At 59.2% G+C, this 15,926-nt stretch carries 7 protein-coding genes; 3 read left to right on the top strand and 4 right to left on the bottom strand.

Going from position 1 to position 15,926, the window contains the following annotated elements:
• Positions 1–74: 74 nt before the first annotated feature.
• The 3 genes from M2103_RS04660 to M2103_RS04650 all read right to left on the bottom strand — a co-directional run bounded on the left by M2103_RS04660 (position 75) and on the right by M2103_RS04650 (position 10,204).
• Positions 75–6,509, bottom strand: a complete 6,435-nt coding sequence (locus M2103_RS04660; RefSeq protein WP_277509059.1) for a filamentous hemagglutinin N-terminal domain-containing protein — start codon at positions 6,507–6,509, stop codon at positions 75–77.
• A gap of 35 nt (positions 6,510–6,544) precedes the next feature.
• Positions 6,545–8,506, bottom strand: a complete 1,962-nt coding sequence (locus M2103_RS04655; RefSeq protein ID WP_277509057.1) for a ShlB/FhaC/HecB family hemolysin secretion/activation protein — start codon at positions 8,504–8,506, stop codon at positions 6,545–6,547.
• Positions 8,507–9,421: 915 nt separating this feature from the next.
• Entirely contained in the window at positions 9,422–10,204 is a 783-nt protein-coding gene (locus M2103_RS04650) for a hypothetical protein (protein ID WP_277509055.1), read from the bottom strand.
• Between the two features lie 341 nt (positions 10,205–10,545).
• Here M2103_RS04650 and M2103_RS04645 point away from each other — a divergent pair, with 341 nt between their 5' ends.
• From M2103_RS04645 to M2103_RS04635, 3 genes are all read left to right on the top strand, one after another.
• The gene (locus M2103_RS04645; protein WP_277509053.1) at positions 10,546–12,297 is read left to right on the top strand and encodes a hypothetical protein; all 1,752 of its coding nucleotides are present in this window, start codon (positions 10,546–10,548) and stop codon (positions 12,295–12,297) included.
• A 123-nt stretch (positions 12,298–12,420) separates the two neighbouring features.
• Positions 12,421–13,569: a hypothetical protein gene (locus M2103_RS04640; protein WP_277509052.1), complete on the top strand. Its 1,149-nt coding sequence runs from the start codon at positions 12,421–12,423 to the stop codon at positions 13,567–13,569.
• Between the two features lie 99 nt (positions 13,570–13,668).
• Entirely contained in the window at positions 13,669–14,511 is an 843-nt protein-coding gene (locus M2103_RS04635) for a hypothetical protein (protein ID WP_277509051.1), read from the top strand.
• 231 nt (positions 14,512–14,742) lie between these two features.
• On the opposite strand, the gene M2103_RS04630 is transcribed toward M2103_RS04635, so the two are convergent.
• Positions 14,743–15,903, bottom strand: a complete 1,161-nt coding sequence (locus M2103_RS04630) for a hypothetical protein (RefSeq protein ID WP_277509050.1) — start codon at positions 15,901–15,903, stop codon at positions 14,743–14,745.
• Positions 15,904–15,926: the final 23 nt, after the last annotated feature.

The raw sequence follows: 15,926 nt of genomic DNA, 5'->3' as shown, positions 1-15,926 counted from the left end.
GAAAACCGCCGCTCCGGCGCAAGCATGCTTTGATGGTCTTTTTGAAATTTCGTCATTTGAGATTTTGGGATTTGTCAATAGGACGCGGTGACGAGGGGGGCGGTGTCGGGGGCGACCTGCATGAGGGGGGCGAGGAGGGCGGAGGGGGCGCCCTGGACTCGGAGGGGGCGCAGTATCACGTTTTTGGATACAAGCGCCTCGTTGTTGGTGAGGCCGAGTCGGTCGATGCGCAGGAAGAGGGCGCGGACGTCCTCGAAGAAGGCGTGGAGGGAGCGGGTTTCCTCGGTGCCGGGCGCGATGGTGTCGATGTAGCGGACGTATTGGGCGGCGGGGGCGCCGGGGTTGGCGGCGCGAAATTCGCGGTAGGTTTTTTGGATCGCGGCCTGGAGGTCGGGGATGCGGGATGCGCCGTCGGCGGTTTCGAAGGCGCGCTCATAGGCGGCGATGGCGGCGCGGGCGGATTGCTCGGAGAGGCGTCCGTCGGCGACCTGGTAGTTTTCGGGCGCGCGGATTTCGGAGGGGATGATCTGGCGGAGGGTGCCGAAGCGGGCGCCAAGTTCGTTGCGTTCTTGCGGGGTGAGGGGGCGGGGGAAGATGCCGAGTTTGCGGAGTTGCGAGCCGGTGGCGGCGCTGATGGCGGTTTCGGCGTCGATTTGCTGGAAGGCGGCCTCGGCGGCGGCGGCGCGGACTTCCTGAAGTTGCTGCGCCTCGGGTTCGGTGCGGTTGGCGGGGTTGGCCTCGTCGGCGACGATGCCTTGCTTGATTTCCTGGTCGGGGACGACTTGTTCGCTCCAGAACTCGGTGCGTTCGTAAACGCCGGCGTAGGGCGCGCCGGTGGAGGTGGCGATGAGCGGGAAGTAGGAGGCGTTCATCGCGTTGTCGCTCATGGCGTCGCCGTTGATGATGGCGGTCGTGTAGGAGCCCGTGGACGGGGGGGAGATGTCGTGCGCGCCGCCGGCGGTGGCGATGGTGACGGCGGAGCCGCTAATGTCGAGGGAGGTGACGGCGGAGAGCGCGATGGCGGGGGCCTGATAAACGGCTCCATCGAGCTGTATTTGATTGGCGGACACATTTATCCGGCGCGAGGCGGAGAGGTTGCCAACGGAGGCGATGCCGCCGGCCTCAATGGTGATGGTGCCGGCGTCGGGGGCGGCGCTGCCGTCGTGGTAGGCGAGGAGGGTGTCGTTGTGGCCGATGATGACGTTGCCGAGCGTGGCGGAGATGAGGATGCCGTTTGGCGAGGTGGAGAAGATGGTGGCGTGGGCGGCGGGGTAATCGCTGTTGCTTGTTATGGTGATGTCGCCTGTTTCGGAGACGAGCGCGCCGTTTATTTTCATGGCGCCGGCGCCGTTCGGGGCGAAATGGTATTCCTGGTCGCCGTATGTGGCGACGGCGGCGGTTTCGATGTAGCGGGCGGCGGCGATGGAGAGTTCGGGGAGGCTGAGGCCGGCGTTGATGACGACGTCCCGAGCCAGCGCGTCGATGACGAGGCCGAGGTCGGAGACGAGGTTCGCGCCGTTGTCGATGCGGACGCCGCCGTTGAGGTTGATCGTCTCGCCCGCGACCGAGGCGGCGCCGGCGATGGCGATGGTGCCGGTGGTGGCGTTGATGGTGTTGGTGCCGGTGAAATTGAGCGCGCCGGAGATCGAAACGCCGGTGGCGGAGGTGATGTGCGCAATGCTTCCGTCGTGCGTGCCGGTGATGGCGAGCGCGCCGGCGGTGGTGGCGACGGTGAGTGTCTCGTCAGTGTGGATGACGCCGCCGAGGGTGGCCGTCGTGGCGTTGAGCGTGATGTCGCCGCGCGAGTCGATGGCGGCGGCGGCGGTGGTGACGAGTGTGCCGGTTTGCGCGGTGAGCGCGACGCCCTCGCCGGTGTTGATTGTTTGGAGGGTGCCGGTGAGGGTGAGGTTGCGGGCGGCGGTGTGGGCCTGGGCGTTGTCGGTGATGACGGTGTCGAGGGCGAGGTCGCGGGCGTTGGTGATGGCGAGGCTGCCGGAGCCGAGGGTGAGGGCGGTGGCGATGGCGACATCGCGGTTGAGGGCGTCGATGGTGATGTTGCCGTTGCCGAAGGGCGAGGTGAGCGCCGCGCCGGAGGCGACGTTGAGGCCGCCGGTGATATTGATGTTGCTGCTGTTGATGGTTCCGGTGGAGGCGACGCTTACGGTGCCGGTGGTGGAGGCGAGGGAGATTGATCCGCCGCTGCCGGCGTCGATGACACCGCCAACGCTCATGGCTTGGTTTCCGGTAAAGACGAAGTTGCCGGACGCGCCGGTGACGGTGCCTGTGACGGCGATGTTAGCGGCATTGAAGAAGGTGCCGCCGGTGAATGTGCTTACGTTGCCGCCGAGGGTGATGTTGCCACCGTTGGCATCGACGACAATGTCGTTGAGGGACACGATGCTCGCGCCGGAGGCCATGTCGAGACCGGCGGTGATGGAGACGTTGCGGCCGCCGAGCGTGGAGCTGGAGGCGAGGGCGAGCGTGCCGGTGGACACTGTGATTGAGAGGTCGTTGTCAGAGTCGCCGTCGATGACGCCGCCGACGGTCATGGACTGGCTGGCGACGAAGACGCCGCCGCCGAGGATGGTGCCTGTGACGTTGATGGCGGCGGCGTTGACGTAGGTGCCGCTGGCCATGATTTCGCCGCCGAGGGTGATGTTGCCGCCGAGGGCGTTGACGATGGTGTCATGGGCGTGGATGGCCGAGCCCGCGACCATGTCGAGCGGGCCGGTGATGGTGACGGTGCCCGTCGTGTCGATTTCGGAGGTGGCGGAGAGGGAGACGGCGGAGCCGGTGAGCGAGATGTTTTGGTCGGCGTTGTTGGCTTGGAGCGTGCCGGTGAGTGTGATGCCGCCGGTTGCGGTGTAGGCCTGGGCGTCATCGGTGATGACGGTGTCGAGGGCGAGGTCACGGGCGTTTGAGATGGCGAGGCTGCCGGAGCCGAGAGTGAGGCCGGTGGCGATGGCGACGTCGCGGTTGAGGGCGTCGATGGTGATGTTGCCGTTGCCGAAGGGCGAGGTGAGCGCCGCGCCGGAGGCGACGTTGAGGCCGCCGCTGATGTTGATGTTGCTGCTGTTGATGGTTCCGGTGGAGGCGACGCTTACGGTGCCGGTGGTGGAGGCGAGGGAGATTGATCCGCCGCTGCCGGCGTCGATGACACCGCCAACGCTCATGGCTTGGTTTCCGGTGAAGACGAAGTTGCCGGACGCGCCGGTGACGGTGCCGGTGACGGCGATGTTGGCGGCGTTGAAGAAGGTGCCGCCGGTGAATGTGCTCACCTCGCCGCCGATGGCGATGTTGCCGCCGAGGGCATCGACGGTGACGAGATCCGCGTCGATGAGGGCGCCGGAGGCCATGTCGAGCGCGCCGGTGATGGCGGTCGTGCCCGTCGAATTAATTTCGGAGGTGGAGGCGAGGGAGACCGAGGTGCCGGAGAGCGAGATGTTTTGGTCGGCGTTGAGGGTTTGGAGGGTGCCGGTGACGGTGATGCCGCCGGTGGCGGTGTGGTTTTGGGCGTCGTTGGTGATGAGGGTGTCGAGCGCGAGGTTGCGGGCGTTTGAGAGTGTGAAGGTGCCGGAGCCCATGTCGATGGCGGTGGCGATGGCGACGTCGCGGTTGAGGCCGTCGATGGTGATGTTGCCGGAGCCGTAGGGAGTGGTGAGCGCCGCGCCGGAGGCGACGTTGAGGCCGCCGCTGATGTTGATGTTGCGGCCATTGACCGTGCCCGTGGAGGCGACGCTCAGGGTGCCGGCGGAGACGGTGATGTTGACGTTGCCTCCGCTGGTGGCGTTGATCATGCCTCCGACGGTCATGGCTTGGTTGCCGATGAAGGTGAAATCGCCGGAGCCCAGGTTGTTGATGCTGCCACTTGCGGCGATGGTGCCGGCGTTGGTGAATGTGCCGCCGTTGATCGTGAGCACTTCGCCGGCGATGGCAATGTTGCCGCCGAGGGCATCGACGGTCATGACCGAGGCGTCGATTTTCGCGCCGGAGGCCATGTCGAGCGCGCCGGTGATGGCGGTCGTGCCCGTCGAGTTGATTTCGGAGGTGGAGGCGAGGGAGACCGAGGTGGCGGAGAGCGAGATGTTTTGGCTGGCGTTGAGGGTTTGGAGCGTGCCGGTGACGGTGAGGTTGTTGGCGGCGGTGTGGGATTGGGCGTCGTTGGTGATGACGCTGGCGAGGGTGAGGTTGTTGGCGTTGGTAATGGACAGGGTGTTGCCACCGGCCATTGTGAGATCGACGGCGGCACCGAGGATCACATCGCGGCCGGCGCCGTTGATGTTGTATGCGAGGGTGCTGCTTGCACGGAATCCGAGATTGACGCCGGTGTTTACCGTAAATCCGCCGGTTATGGAGATTGTGGTGGGACTATAATAGCCGAGCGAAACAGCCGCGCCGGATGCAAAGATTGTCGTGCCGGTCGTGGTGTTGAATGTCATGCCCACGCCGGGACCTTCTTGAACAAAGGTGCCGCTGAAGAGGATGTCGTTGGCGGCTTGGTAGGATTGCACGCCCGAGTCGGAGCGCACCACGCCGGTTATGTTTATGTTTTGCGCGTTTTGCACCGTGATGGGGCCGCCGGAGATGTAGCTGCCGAGCGTCACATCGCGGCCTCCTCCGTCGATTTCCATGGTGGAGAACAAGAGCATGCCGGTGGTTGCCATGAAATTGACGCCGCCGTTGATGTCGTAGCGAATCCCGTTATTGAAATTGCTGTTAGCGCCAATGGTGATGGTGCCCGATGTGGAGTTGAGCGACAGTGAACCGGTAACATCAACCTCGCCGTCGAGCATGATGTTGCCGGTTGCCGTGTAAGCATGATTGGAGCCGGAAACGTAGCTGCCGTTTTCGAAGGTGATGCTGTTTGCGTTTGCGGTGAATTTTCCTTCGGGGCCGACTCCGTTGGCTTCAACGCTGCCGCTGATTGTCAGGCTTCCTATGGCTGTGGCGTTCACCTGGGAGGCCGAGATGAATGCGGTGCTGGCAATGTTGATATCGTTGTCCGCGTTCAGGTTGATGGTGATGGGGCCGGTGGCGAGGATGTCGGCGTTGATGATGAGATTGTTGCCCGCATCGAGGGTAAGCGAGGTCACGCTATTGTTATTCCATGTTATGGTGTCGGCCACGGTGATGTCGCCGGTGGCGGTCTGAACAGTGACGCTGGCGAGCGCGAGTTGGGTGGCGAGATCGCTGGTGTTGAGATTCCAGTCGGTATCGCTGACGGGGGCGGTGAACACACTGCCGGGGATGACACCGGGGGTGGAGGCAGCAGTGGAGATGGTGAGGTTGTCGGGGTCGAGGAGGAGGGTGCCGGCGAGGCCGTTGGCGGAGCGCAGGTCGGCGAGGCCGGTGTAGAGGAGGTTTTGCTTGCCGGAAACCTCGGCGAAGCCGCCGCTCGTAAATCCGGTCGCGGAGATGCTGCCGTGGAAGCGCGTGGTTTCGTCGGCCCAGACGATCACCTTGCCGCCGGAGCCGCTGGTCGTGGCGTCGGCGCGGATCGCCGCGCCCTCGGCGACGTAGGTGGCGGTGGCGTTGCGGATGTCGGCGTTCGCGCCTTGGTAGTCGCCGCCGATGAGAATTTCGCCGCCGCCGGTTGCGCCGCTTGCGTCGATGGTGGATTCGGACGAAAGGCCGACGTATTGGCCGGTGATTTCAACACGGCCGCCTTCGGTGTCGGCGCTATCGGCGTCGATTGTGCCGCGGTTCCAGACTTCGCCGGAGCCTTGTCCGGCGAGGGTAATTTCGTGGGCGCGGATGACTCCGGAGTTTTGCACGGCCAATGCGTAGAGGTCGCCGGCGGCGAGCAGGGCGCGTCCGCCCTCCGCGTTGATGTTGCCGGCGTTTTCAACGCCGGCGGTCGCGGATGCGTCGGGCGTGGTTTTGGTGGCGTTGACAAAGACGTGTTCGCCACGGCGGCCGATTAGCACGTCGTCTCCGGCGGCGAGCATCACCAGGCCGGCGGGGGAATTGAGGTTGCCGGTGTTGCGCACGTTTTGGCCTATGAGGTGGATGGCGGAGGCGTTGATCACGCCCTCGTTGTGCACCTGGCCGGAGAGCCGCTCGAAGTTGTCGCGGCCGGCGAGGAAGTTGGCGTTGGAGAGGTTGCCCGCGGCGGCGTAGAACTGGCCGACGTCGATGGTGGCGTGCTGTCCGAAATAGATGCCGGCGGGGTTCACGAAATAAACGATGCCGTTGGCCTGGAGGCTGCCGAGAATCGAGGAGGGATCGCCGCCGGTGATGCGGTTCAATACGCGCGAGGTGTCCGTGGGCTGCACGAACTGCACGGTTTCGTTTCGGTCGATGTTAAACTTGGGATACTCGATGATGGCGTTGTTGCTGGCGGTGATCGTGGTTTTGTTGCCGTTGTAATCGAAGGAGGCCTCGCCGGAGACCACCGTGCCCACGGGCGCGTCGGCGCGCATGGATGTGCCCGGAAGCGCGATGATGGCGGCGGAGAGGACCGTCCGGATAATGGCTGACGCGAAACTGATGCGCGAAATTGTGACCATGGTGAATGAGAGGGTTTTCGTGGTGTGGCGCCGTTTTACCAGAGCACCGAAATGGTGAAGTGCACCTGCGAGGAATTTCTGGAGACGTCGCGCGCGGTGGTGTGGACGGATTTTTGGGCGAAGCCCCAGTCGATGCGGGCGTTGAAGGTGCCCTTAAATTGCGCCTCGAAGCCGAAGCCGACGCTGGCGAGCGTGTGGGATTCCTCGATGACGTAGGCCTTGCTTGTGGGGATGACGTGGGAGCGTCCGACGTCGCCAAAGAGGCGCACGATGAAATCCCAGTCGGGCAGGGCGTGGAGGTTGGGGGAGCGCCAGTTCATGGGGATTCCGAAATAGGTGGGCGGGGTGTGGTCGCCGCGGTCGCGGGGCAGGGCGGCGTAGGGGCGGAAGAGGCGGGGGACGTGGAGGCGGTATTCGAGCGAGGCGGCGTAGACATTGTCGCCGGAGGTGGTGGACTCGGGGTATCCACGAACTGAATACATGCCGCCGAGGGTCATCATTTTTTGCGGTATCAGGCGGTCGTCGGTGATGGAATACTGGCCGCGGCTGCTGAAGGAAATTTCGTGGGCGCGGGCGGATTTGCGCCAGTTGTCGCCGGAGTAGAATTTTTCGCCGAAGAGGAGCGGCTCGATGAACATGGTGTGGCCGAGGTCGTAGCTGAGGACCTGGTAGTCGCGGGTGGTCTCGTAGCGGCCGAGGGCGATGAGCTGGTTGGCGGTGAGGCCGGTGTCGCCGTCGAAATTGGTTTCGTATTTGATGCGGAAATACGTGCGCATGGCGTCGGTGTTGCGCTCGAAGTGGAGACTGAGCGAGGCGGTGATGAAATCGGTGGTGGACTTGCCCCGCAGGGGGAGGACGTCCTTTTGGTTGCTGTCGTAGGTGTGGTATTTTTGCCAGGTGACGCCGGGGATGATGTCGAACGAGATGCCGCCGGGGATGCGGAAGGGGCTCCAGGGGAGTTCCGCTCCGGTGGCGATGGAGTAGCCGGTGAACTTGTCGAGGGCGATGCCGAGGTCGCGGGCGGTGAACTCGGAGTAGGCGCCGTAGACTTTTGCGCGGAGGGTGTTGGGGTAGAGGAGGGGGCGGTTGTAGCTGGCGGAGGCGGAGAATCCGCTTTCGATGTCGGTGGTGGAGGAGAGGTCGAGCAGGAGCGTGTCGTCGTGGTTGGTGAGCTGGTAGTAGGAGAAGCCGAGGTGGGCGCGGAGGTCGTCGGTTTCGTCGGTGCCGGAGTCGGAGAGCTGGGCGTAGGCGAACCAGGGGCGCGTTTCGGAGACGAGGTAGTCGAGCGTGACTTCGCCGGCGCTGGCTCCGGCGGAGATGGCGGCGTCAACGCGGCGGGCGGGGTGGCGGTTGAGGTCGAGGAGGTAGTTGTCGAGGCGTTTTTTCCAGAGCGCGGAATTGGGCTTGGTGGTGTTCGGGTCGGGCTGGAGGGGCGAGTGTTTCAGGATGAGTTTGTGCGCGGGGTTGTTGATTGCGCCGGTGGCGGGGATGCGCGAGCCCTTGGCGATGGTGCGCATTTCGCTCACGCGGCTGACCCAGATCGTGAGGCGCAGGTCCTTGCGGTTGGCGGGGCGGTAGTCCTCGCGGGTTTGCGGGTCGATGTCGTCGCGGTTCACCACGACAAACACGCCGTAGATGCCGCGGGTGTTGTAATATTTTGCGATGGATTGGAAGATTTCCAGGAGCGCGGCCTCGGAAAACTTGCCGTCGGGGAAGGTCTGGCCGACGGCGCAGGGCGCGGCGGCGACGGGGCCGGTTGACGGGTAATAAACGCCGTCGCGCAACTCGATGTTGACCTTGAGGGAGCGGAGCGCGTCGAGCGGAATGATGCTTTCCGTCTCGGCGCCGTAGCCCAGCGTGAATGACTCGGCGCGGTAGGTTTCACCCGCGGCGGGGGCGTCGGCTTGCGCGGGCAGGTTTGGGGTGAATACAAGCGCGCAGATGGCGAGAATGCATGCGGTGATAACGCGTGGCGAGCCGAATGGTTTCGGGTTCATATTTCAGAGGCTTTAGGTGTCTTCAGGGGGGTATTCACATACATGCTGTTTCGCCAAAAAACGCAAGCGGCGTTTAAAAGACAAAACGGATGTTTGCAAATACGATGGAGAGAATGGATGGCGGGTGGCTGTGGATTGCCTGCGAACGGGATAATCAAGTTGCGGGGATGCGCAAGGAGTCAACGGGCAGGTGATTACAATTCACGATTTTTTTTGTAATAGCATGGGTGATTAATGCAATTTGATGGAAAAATGCGCGTGTGCGAAATGCTCGCGGTTTGAGTTTGGGACACCGGACGGGTTACGGTGTGGCGGCGAGCGGCAGGGACGGTTTTGAGGGTCATTTTTTCTTTTCGATCTTGGCGATTTCAGCCCGGATTTGATCCATGAACTGCTTGTCCCTGGCGGCTTCGATGGCGATCATGTCATGGTGTTTGTTTGGATTTGAGGGTTGGCAATGGATGGTGAGTTACGCCGGGCATGGTGCCGCGTTCGCAAATCCATTGGGATTTTTCGGCGCGGGGTTGCGGGATTTTTCATGAAATCCCATCCGCCTTGGGTATTAACCACGGAGGACACCGAGGAGCACGGAGGAATACGTGAGGAATCGTATTTTTGCATGACTCGCCCACGTCTACGAGTCCGCGAGCGGTCTTATGCCAACGTCCTTAAGCTTTTGGTTTTTGGTAGGGCGAACCCTCCGGGGGAGCCGCTCACCACCCTCGGCTCACCCGGAGGGTTCGCCCTACCTCGAATAGTCTGAAATCATGAGGATGCCGGTTTTACATTGCGCGGATAAATACCGTGGGGGGCGTCGCTTGCGACGCCCGGTTTGTCATCCGTGCCAATTCGTGATCCGTGGTCAAAAAAGATTGGAAACTCTTAATTCGGGATAACCTCCAAGGCATGGGCGGCCTATTTTCCATAGGAGTCAATTATTTCACGGATATCCTCAATATCCTTTAATAGGGGGTCAATGGCTCTTATTGCCGCTTGGCACTCACTGATTTTGTCAAACAATGCGACATCGTATATCCACTTCGCCTCAACTGCTTCCACCGCTTGAAGATCAAAGCGGGCTTCCCTCAAAGCGCCTGCGGCGATCGATTTTTCAACCGCAGTGTTAAAGTCCACGAGTATCAGCAAGACATCTCTCCTTTGCAAAGGCCGGGCATGCCGAATCAATTGGTTTCCGACCTTGATGAGCCTTTCGAATTCTTTTTTCGCATCCGCGCTCCTCTTCATGGAAAAATTAAGCCGGATGATCAGATTCTTGCGTTCTTTCATCACCAGATCAATTTTCCCAAGAAATACTTTATTGTAGGCGTTAATAGCCGCGAGAAATGAGCCCGCCGCGCTTTGCAACTTACTATTGTATGTTTTTAAGTTGGCCAACTTGCCGTTCTGTTTTTGAGTATTTGCCATCAGTGTTTGCAGTTTGTTGACCGCAGCGGTGATGTCGGCTACAAAGGCTCGGATTGAAGTCGCAAACGGTATGAAACTGGAATCCTTTATCTTGTGTCCTTTCAGGTCGGCTTCGCTCTTTTCGATGGCTGCGCGCGATTGATTGTAGGTCCTTGCACAGGCATCCAGTTCGTCCTCTATTGATTTTGTGATTTTGCTGGCGAGCTGGATTTTTTTCTTTTTCCACTCATTCTTGGTGAGTGCCGCGGGATACTCGGGGATGTTGTCGCTCATGATGTTGTTTTGGTTGTTGGTTGATGTCGGACGGAGATGCGCCCCGCCGCAAAACGGAAAAATATTTCCGCTTACCCATGTATTGGGATTTTTTGAAAAAAGGTTCTGGGATTTTTTCGGGAGATTGCGCGGATTCCGGACGGGCGCATGAATGAATTTTTCTATATATTCATTTTTAATGAGTTGTGTGATTTTTTGCTCGGGCGAGAATTTTCTCCGAAGATTTTCCGAAACCTTTTCCGCATAAATCCCAAAGCATTGATGACCGGGGATGTTTTTTCCGGCAACCCATCGCAAAACACCAAACCCGCAGCAACACAGCCTTAACCACCACAAACATCATGTCTCTGCTCAAAGACAAAACGAACCTCAAAAAATTCATCGTGATTGGCTCTACGATGGCCGCCACCAAGGTCAAATCGTCCGTCTGGCTCACCAAAAAGGACATGGAAGGCTACTTTACTGTGTGGGCCATGCCAAATGGCGGCGGCTATAAAATAGTGGAAACACTCGTGGGCGAACTGGAGCGCAAGGGCGTCGACCTTGTCCAAAAGCCGGCGAAAGGAGCCAACATGCTCGCGGAACGCCTTGCGAAAGCATGTCCGTGGAAAGAATTGCACAATTGGTTCGAGTATTATTTTGCGATTGAGCTGGTTGACCTGCTGCATCCCAAAAAATTGGGCGGCAGAATGGCTTTGCCCAAGGCCGAGCTGGAAGATGCGGTCGAGGACGCCATGGTCAAGGAGTTCAAGGCTTTCACCATGATGACCCAAAACGCGATTCATGTTGCGATTGAAAAGAAGAAAAGCATCAAGGCGACAATACTCGAGCACGCCTCAAGGGACGGAAAAATTGTGAGCGCGATTACTCATGCCGTATTTGAGACGCAGCGCCGGGGCGGAGTAACAGCCCGCGAGCAGATGCGCTCAAATATGGAGAAGCAAATCGCGGAGGATAATGCGCGAAAGCAGGCCATTGAAATATCAAATGAGCTTCACGCAATTGAAAAACAACTGGAGCGAGATTTCAAACGCATCGCTGATGATTTGGAGAGGCGCGCCGGAATTCCCAGAATGCTGTGGAATGACGCCCACAAGAAGAATAATGAGCAGTATATCGTCGGATGGCTGTTGCACAACCTTCCGGGGACGCCCGATTTTCCGCCCGAAGGCCCGATCCGTAACGCCGAGGCTGCCGTCAAAAATTTGAGGGCTGCGATCAATGGCAGAAAATACGAGGTCTTGGAGTTTCGTTATAAAAAAGCGGCCGATGATATCAATTCCGCGCTCAAAATGATGCAGAATTACCGTGAGAAACTGATAGGCGGCGGCGAAAACATCATCAAGGGAATTGAGGTCACGCGCGACGTGAGCTTCGGAGCGCTCGAAATTCTGGTTAAAGCCAAAACCGGGGCAGTCGGAGGGAAGGGCGTGCTCGTTGACGGCGCCCTCAATGGCTTGAAAAGCTTCGCGAACGAAATCGGCAAACTCGCCGCCGGCACGAGCAAGGGCCTTGGCGACGCGGCCATGAACATCACAGCGGACGTCATCGTTTCCACCGCTGGCAGCGCGGCAACGGGACCTCTCCTGCAAAAAGTTGGAGGGAGGCTGGTGCCCATGCTTAAGGTGGAGTGGCTTAAGGGAATCAGCTCCAATAAAATCGGAGAATTCCTTGGCAAGTGGGCTAATAATATTGGCAAGGATATCATCAAGACGATCATCGCGGAGGTGAGCAGCGCGGCCAGAAGCGGCACCTCCACCGAGGACTTTGCTGGCGCTGTTGCACAGGCGGTTTGGAAAAAAATACCAATGGCCGCGCTCAGTGTCTGGATTGACGCCAAGTTTGCCAAAGGTCTCCACGATTCACTGAAAGCCGGCCTTCTCAAAGGAGTGACTTTCCCCGCCTTCGAAAAAATGCTCAAGTCCCTCGGCGGCGAATTCATTCAGAATACCGCTGAGAAATCGCTGGATGCTGTCGTCGCCAATGCTAAATCGGCGGAGCAAATTGGCATAAAAATGATCGCTCTTGCCAAAGCGGATGCGGACTTCAAGAGGGCGATGGAAAATCTGGCGAAGCTGCAGCAAAAGCGATAGACTCCGCAACACAAACATCTGCGTTTATCTGTGTCCATCCGCGGTAAAAAATCCGGCATTTTAGATTAATACAAACATATCAACCAACCCAACAACACCAACCCAACAACACCAATAAACACCATGAGTAAAAAAGCATACGCGGAATTCAAAAAAATATTTGATGCGTCAGTGAAATATAATAACGAATCGCACCGCCTCGCGGAGGCGGTAACGAAGGATTACGAGGCGATGATCGTCGCGTATCTCGCCTTTTTTAATACGACCGGTGACGTCGCCGATGAAATAAAAAAGGCATCCGACGCGCTCAAGGCAAAGGATCCCGCCGGATGGAAGACGGGCGAGAAGGTATTTACCGACTTGCAAAATAATTCGAATTTCAGGGACATCGCCCTGCTCTCGACGACGGGCGGCATGCTCACACCACGAGAGGTTGCGGAAGCCCGAGTCAGGAAACTCTACGCTTACGTTTTTGAGGTAAAGAAATGGTATGATAATAAGACAAGCGGGAAGGCTGACATGAAAGCTACGGATTTGAAAGAATTCAAGGCCGCCCACGCCCACTTCAAGCATTGCAAGCCCATAATTGGCAGCATTCTCGAAATAAAAAGCACCGACAAGAATGTCGTGGCATTTGTAAAGTCCACGGGGATCCTGTGGAAAAACGCGGAAAGCGGCTCCGGCCAGGCAAAGGCCGCCGAGGCACTTGTCGCATCGATCAAGAAGGAGATTGGGCGCGCGGGCAAACTTAAGCCAAACGCACTTCCCACGGGGTATCTGGCCACACTGAAGGCGCTGCTGCCGGAGTGTGTAAAACTGCCGGGACTTATCGCCGATGCGTATAAAGCGAAGGACGGGCTGGAGTCGACCGCAAAGGGCGCGCAGGCCGCTTATGATCAACTGGGCAAGGTGATTCTGGCCAGCATGGCGAAAATGTCCGCGTTGCTCAAGGCCATGGGAAAGCCAAAATGGAATATACAGGGCTTCGCGAGGAATTTTGACGACTTCAGAAAGTCGTCGTCCGCGGAGATGCTAAAGATGATGAGGGACCTGGAGTCCGATTGGGTGACTGACAAGAGGAGTTTTGAAACCTTGAGAAAACGTTTTTCTTCGGGAGGGGCCTTTAATCTAGCCCTGGAGTCCAAGCTTCATGAGAATCCTAAAGATTCGCCCTTGAGAGCGGCGATCTTTGAATACAACAAAAACTTTTCGGGTGGATCTCCCTGTGTGAACGGTTGGACGTTTAACGAAATGCGCGCGCATGAAAAGTAATGCCGGACAGGGGGCGACCGCGCCGCGCGTGGCGCGTGCCGCCCCTCAAATTTGCCGAACAATCAACCCTCAATATAAACCCTAAATATAATAAAAATCATGGCCCTCGATAGAAAAACAATCAAAGCCCTGAATGCTTGCATTGAATCCCATACCACGCACATGCACAAGAGCATGCACGCGGCTGCAAAGAAAGCATACAAGGAGGGTGAATTCACCCAGGACGACTACCAGCGATTTCTTGCTAAATACGGTAAGTTTGCCACAAAATTACCCGTCGCAGTGGAAAAATACTGCAAAGATCAAACGAATCCCGACATAGTGCTCATGATCTGCGATGGATACATAAAAGTGCTGAACGCCGAGAAAAAGCTCACCGAGAAACTTGAGCATTACGGGTGGTCGAAACATCTGAAGGCGTATTGCAACGGACTGGATCTCATGGCGGCCGAATGCGAAAAGATAAGGAAAATCGTTCGCGACGCGGAAAAAAACAAAAAATCCGCCCCCCCGGGAGGAAAAATTCTAATAGATGACAAAAAACTCAAAAAACTTGCGGAAACAGTGGAGAAAGAGCTGGCGAAAGAAATAAAGAGCTGTGTCGATGTTGCGGGAAAATCAAAGCTTGATAAAGTGGACGCGCTATTGCCGAGTGGATATGACTCCATAAGTAATTTCATCCTCCACCATAGGAAAAGGCATATATCCGGTTATGCGGGCAAGCGCAAGGTGGGTGAGCTTAAAGGGCTGCCCGAGGGACTTCGGAAATTTGCGGTGGAATTGGGCAAGTGGAGAAAGGGAACCCTCTTAAAATCAAAAGAGCACTTAATCAAAGCCAAGCCCCTGTCGCATGAGGTAGCCTACGTGGAAGAACTGGCCGTGACGCTGGCCAAGGATATTGATTCGCAAATTGGCGCGCTCACCGTTCCGCTCCCCGATTAAAATTTGGCCGCAGGCGCGTTTCAGCGTTTTTGAATCGCGTGAAGCGGGCATTGAGCAGGGGATGGCCGCGCCCGACCAGCCATGCGGGCGCGGTCTATTTTTGCGGGGGCGCACCTTGCGTGCGCCCTCGTATGCGGGCGATTTTATGCAAACGCATGCTCAAGGCGGGTGAACACGAGGGCGCGCGCAAGGCGCGCCCCTACATTTTTGTTTTACGCTCCTTGGAAACGCTCAGCCGAAGAGTTTTTTGAGAAGGCCGGGGGGGCGGGTGGCCTTGGCGAGTCCGTCGCGGGTGCAGATGATGGCGAGCGCGGTGTCGCGCGTGGGCGGCTTGAGGTGAAAAAGGCTGCGCGCGGGCAGGGCGGACTCGTCGGCGTTGAGCAGCAGTTCGTTTGTGACTTGCTCGATGTGCGACGGCACGGAATAGGGCGTGTCCGTGACCGTGGGGAGCGCTCCGGAATCGACAAGGAGGCAGCGGAAATGCTGGCTGGCGGGTTCGCCGACGATCAGGTCGAGCCAGGCGGCGGTTTCGGGGGCGATGAGGAGCAGGGGGATTTGCGTGTCGAGCTGCGTGAGCCAGTAGGCCGCCCACCAGAGGAGGTTTTGCGGGGCGGCGTCGGGGACGACGCCGTCTGCACGCGGGACGCGTGCGGTCCCCGAGGCGGAGGGGAGGCGCAGGTGGCGGCAGGAGGGATGCTCGGGACGCGCGCCGGGGCCGTATTGGTGAAGCTGGTTTTCTATGACGTGGTAGAGGCGCGTCCAGCCGGACGGATCAATGGCGGGACGAAGGCCGGGGGGAATCGGGCTTGGCGAATCCGCGGTCGCTTCGACGGCGGCGGCAAGGCGGCTGCGCGTTTGGACAATGATCTGGCGCACGGCATCCGGTGTGGTCGCCTCGCGTGCCTGGCGCGCGGCTTCGTCGATGAGCGGGGCGCAGGTTTCGAGGGCGGACGCGAGCGGCAGGTTTATGATGTGCGCGAGGACAACAAAGGGATAACGGGTGCGGCCTTTGCCGTCGGTCGATGCGAGGAGGCGACCGAGGAGGATTTCACCGGGGCGGTGCCAGAGGAGCCAGTGGTTGAAGGAGAGGGCTGGTGAAGAAAGGGCTGAAGGACTGAAGGGCTGAAGGGCTGAATCGGAGGGCGTCGCTTGCGACGCCCCCACGGGGGCGGCGGGCGGGTTCCATGCGCCGCTGTCGATGTTGCCGGAGATGCCCTGGAGGTAAATGTAGCGTTTGGCCTCAAGGAGGGTGAGCGTGTTGAGGTTGATGTCCTCCATGTGGTCGTTCCACGCGGGGTGCTTGCCAAACGCCGCGAGATGCACGGTCGGAGGGGCGTTGCGACCGTGTTCGACGAGTTCTTGGTGCAGGAAGTCTTTGAAGAAGTCGGGCATGGCGGGGGATTGGGATGGCGACG

The organism is Ereboglobus sp. PH5-5 (assembly GCF_029504805.1).
GTDB lineage: Bacteria > Verrucomicrobiota > Verrucomicrobiia > Opitutales > Opitutaceae > Ereboglobus.
Note: the sequence above shows the minus strand (reverse complement) of the source record. Positions and strands in the feature narration are given on the sequence as shown.

Bases quoted from the DNA above. Each gene is read 5' to 3' on its own strand.
- M2103_RS04660 (WP_277509059.1), bottom strand. From the start codon at position 6,509: ATGGTCACAATTTCGCGCATCAGTTTCGCGTCAGCCATTATCCGGACG.
- M2103_RS04655 (WP_277509057.1), bottom strand. From the start codon at position 8,506: ATGAACCCGAAACCATTCGGCTCGCCACGCGTTATCACCGCATGCATT.
- M2103_RS04650 (WP_277509055.1), bottom strand. From the start codon at position 10,204: ATGAGCGACAACATCCCCGAGTATCCCGCGGCACTCACCAAGAATGAG.
- M2103_RS04645 (WP_277509053.1), top strand. From the start codon at position 10,546: ATGTCTCTGCTCAAAGACAAAACGAACCTCAAAAAATTCATCGTGATT.
- M2103_RS04640 (WP_277509052.1), top strand. From the start codon at position 12,421: ATGAGTAAAAAAGCATACGCGGAATTCAAAAAAATATTTGATGCGTCA.
- M2103_RS04635 (WP_277509051.1), top strand. From the start codon at position 13,669: ATGGCCCTCGATAGAAAAACAATCAAAGCCCTGAATGCTTGCATTGAA.
- M2103_RS04630 (WP_277509050.1), bottom strand. From the start codon at position 15,903: ATGCCCGACTTCTTCAAAGACTTCCTGCACCAAGAACTCGTCGAACAC.